The sequence below is a fragment of the Angustibacter peucedani genome (assembly GCF_054779595.1).
In genome coordinates this window covers 1-1,388 of record NZ_BAAGXY010000117.1, presented here as the reverse complement: position 1 = coordinate 1,388, position 1,388 = coordinate 1, and the positions used below count along the sequence as shown (strand labels likewise).

At 78.6% G+C, this 1,388-nt stretch carries 4 protein-coding genes; all 4 read right to left on the bottom strand.

The annotated features are described in order from the left end of the window. The coding region (locus tag ACYVJ4_RS16910) for a TadE family type IV pilus minor pilin (protein ID WP_460461262.1) at positions 1-219 on the bottom strand (219 nt) is incomplete at its 3' end. Then, positions 212-394, bottom strand: a complete 183-nt coding sequence (locus tag ACYVJ4_RS16905; RefSeq protein ID WP_460461261.1) for a DUF4244 domain-containing protein — start codon at positions 392-394, stop codon at positions 212-214. The genes ACYVJ4_RS16910 and ACYVJ4_RS16905, both read right to left, overlap by 8 nt. Before the next feature lie 150 nt (positions 395-544). After that, positions 545-1,075 (bottom strand): type II secretion system F family protein, encoded by a 531-nt coding sequence (locus ACYVJ4_RS16900; protein WP_460461260.1) that lies wholly within the window; start codon positions 1,073-1,075, stop codon positions 545-547. Further along, a partial coding sequence (locus ACYVJ4_RS16895; RefSeq protein WP_460461259.1) for a type II secretion system F family protein occupies positions 1,072-1,388 on the bottom strand: 317 nt, incomplete at its 5' end. The genes ACYVJ4_RS16900 and ACYVJ4_RS16895, both read right to left, overlap by 4 nt.

The following is a 1,388-nucleotide window of genomic DNA, read 5'->3' as shown; positions in this document are numbered from 1 at the left end:
GGCACCGCCCGCGTCGCGGGCCAGGGCCGTCACCCGGCCGTCGTCGTCGCCCCGCGCTGCGGCGCGCGCCCCGGCCCGGGCCGCGTCGACCACCGCCACCTGGCCCATCACCGCCTGGCCCGCCCCCACCACGGCGGCCAAGGCGAGGACCACGGCCGGCAGCGCCACCGCCAGCTCGGCGGTGGCGGTGCCGGCGTCGCCCGCCAACCGCTCAGCCACCGAGCGACAGGGCCTTCTTGATGATGCCGAGCAGCATCGACTGCACGGCCGAGCCGCGCAGGATCGTCACCAGCAGCGCGGCGAAGCCGCAGGCGGCCAGGGTGCCGATGGCGTACTCGGCGGTGGTCATGCCGAGGTCGCTCGCCCGGCGGAGACGGGACAGACGTCTGGTCATGCGGTGCTCCTTGTGGATCAGGTGACGGAACGGTTGCGGCACAACGGGTCTGGCGTGCCGTGATCGAGCCTCGCGGTGGGGGCGGCGCCGCTCCACCCCCCGGGCCGCGACCTGTGGACGACGGGACGACGCCTGTCCACCGGTGGACGGCTACGGCGCCCCCAGGACGTCGGCGGCCAGGCCGATCACGACGGGCGCGACGCCGAGCAGCACGAACGCCGGAAGAGTGGTTAGGCCGAGCGGCAGCACGAGCCGCACCCCGAGCCGCCCGGCCGCGACCGAGGCCCGGCGACGTCGCGCCGCGCGCTCGTCGTCCGCCGCCCGGCGCAGCAGGACGCCGACCGAGGCGCCGGTGCGGTCGGCAAGCGCCAGCGCCCGGGCCAGCCCGGCCACCTCGGGCACGGGCGGGGTCGACGACGCCAACGCCCGCCACGCGGCGTCGTCGAGCGTCGACGGCGCGACCGTCCGCACCGCCTCCAGCGCTGACGCCGTGGGCAGCCCGGCCTCGAGCGCGGCGCGCACCAGGTCGACCAGCACCGCCACGGTGACCGCTGCGCGCGGCACGACCGGGTCGGGCCGTCGTGGGGTGGGGAGCGGACGACGAGCCGCCCGTCCGCCGACCAGCACCGCCGCTCCGCACAGCAGGCCCGTCGCGGCGGCCGTGAGCACCACCGCCGTCATGCCGTCTCCTGCACCGCGGAGACGAGCCGCCGCATCCAGGACCGCCCGACCAGCAGCAACCCGGCGCCGAGCACCGCGCACGCGCGGCCCGGGGTCGTGCCGAGCAGCACCAACACCGGGTGCGCGCCCATCAGCTGCCCCAGGGCCAGCCCGCCGAGGGGCAGCGCGGTCAGCAGCCGGACCGTCGCGCGCGGACCGGCCAGCGCCACCTCGACCTCGCCCGCGACCGCCCGGTCGTCGCGCGCGGCGGCGGCGGCGCCGTCCAGCAGGTCGGCCAGGGGCGCCCCCGTGCGGTCGGCCAGGCGCCAGGCCG